Raw genomic sequence first — 1,558 nt, forward strand, 5'->3', positions numbered from 1 at the left:
GCCCAGGGCGTGGACAACTGGCGCTTTGACGTCGCGCAAGACGTGGGCATACCCGTGGCACAAGAGATGCGTGCCGTGGTCGGCGCGCGTTTTCCAAATGCCAGTTTGCTGGGAGAGCTAAATGGTTTCTCTGGCGCCTGGTTCCAGGCCGGTGGCGGCTACCAGGGCATGATGAACTACTGGTACCGCACGGCCACGCTGGCCTGGCTGGCCGGAGATATTGACGCCGTGCAGATGAACCACGCGCTGCGCGACGCCCGTGCCGACTATGGTTTGCCCGGCCTGCTGTGCTCGTGGAACATGCTCTCCAGCCACGACACACCACGCCTGATCACCACGGTTGGCAGCGCCGACAAGGCCCGTCTGGCGATGCTGATGCAATTCACCATGCCCGGCGTGCCGCTGGTGTATTACGGCGAAGAGATCGGCATGGAAGGCGGCGCCGACCCCGACTGCCGCCGCCCCATGTGCTGGAACGAGGCCGACTGGAACCCCACGCAGCGCCATTGGGTAAAGCGTCTGATTGCCATGCGCCAGGCCAATGCGGCTCTGCAATACGGCGATGTCAAGGTGCTAGGGGATCGGTTGCCCAGCAGCAATGCACTGGTCTTTTTGCGCCACACGGAAGTGCCGGGTGAGGCGACCCTGGTCGTGATCAACATGGGTGACGAGCCGCTGGACGCCCTGCTGCTATTGCCCTACTCGCACTGGTACGACGGCGTTCCGCTGCAGGACGCTTTGGGCGCAGCGCCGGATACCAAAGTGCAGGCTGCCAGCGTGCGCCTGAACGTGGCGCCCCACAGTGGCGCGGTCTACCAGGCAGCCGAACCCTTCAAGCGTTACAACTTCTTCAAGGGACGCAACTGGATTTGACGCCCCGCTGCAAAGTGATTTAGTGCAAAGGCATTACAGACCATTGCAGATGGAGCGCACTTTGGCAGAAGATCCCCTATCGATCGCACGCAACGACGACCGCCATAGCCATATTGGCATCCGCCTGCAATACCGGGCCGACGACAAATGGGAGTATCTGGAGGCGCTGCAGTGGAATGCGGTGGGCTTCAATTTCTACCATGCCCTGGCCCTGCCTGGCCCCGAGATAGAGCTGCGCAGAGGGCTCACCCGCTTCACCGGAACAATCGTCTGGCAGTCGCTCAACACCAGCGACGACGTGGTAATGGCAACGGTGGTGAATCGTTTGTTGTACGCGCAGGCTGAAGCCGTGGTGGGCAATCCGCAACTACACATTCGCCTCATCAAGCTACTACGCGTACCGGGTATGGTGAGTGAAAAGTTGAAAGTACTCGCCTCACTGGGCGCTGCGCCGAGCGAGGCCAAAACGGCAGAACTGGTGGCCCAACGCAAACGGGAACACCCCATGTACCACTATGGCATCAGGGTCAAGTCTGAGGACTGGGGCGCCATCGTCGAGAGCGCACTCAGTGTGTCCTCGGTACTAGTTTCTCTGGACAAATGGTCGGGGGCGTTCGGCAAGACCTAGCGCAGCTTCGCCGCAGCATCTTGATTAGCAAAGATGATACAAGACACGCTAAAGTCA

Annotated in this window: 2 protein-coding genes; both read left to right on the forward strand. The window is 60.7% G+C overall.

From position 1 onward, the window contains the following. Nucleotides 1-873, forward strand: an 873-nt coding sequence (locus AC097P_RS23740; RefSeq protein ID WP_479612895.1) for an alpha-amylase family glycosyl hydrolase, incomplete at its 5' end; no start/stop codon positions are given. A gap of 61 nt (nucleotides 874-934) precedes the next feature. Beyond that, nucleotides 935-1,501: a hypothetical protein gene (locus tag AC097P_RS23745; protein WP_479612896.1), complete on the forward strand. Its 567-nt coding sequence runs from the start codon at nucleotides 935-937 to the stop codon at nucleotides 1,499-1,501. Nucleotides 1,502-1,558 lie beyond the last annotated feature (57 nt).

It is taken from the genome of Rhodoferax sp. ZS1R8 (genome assembly GCF_056521325.1).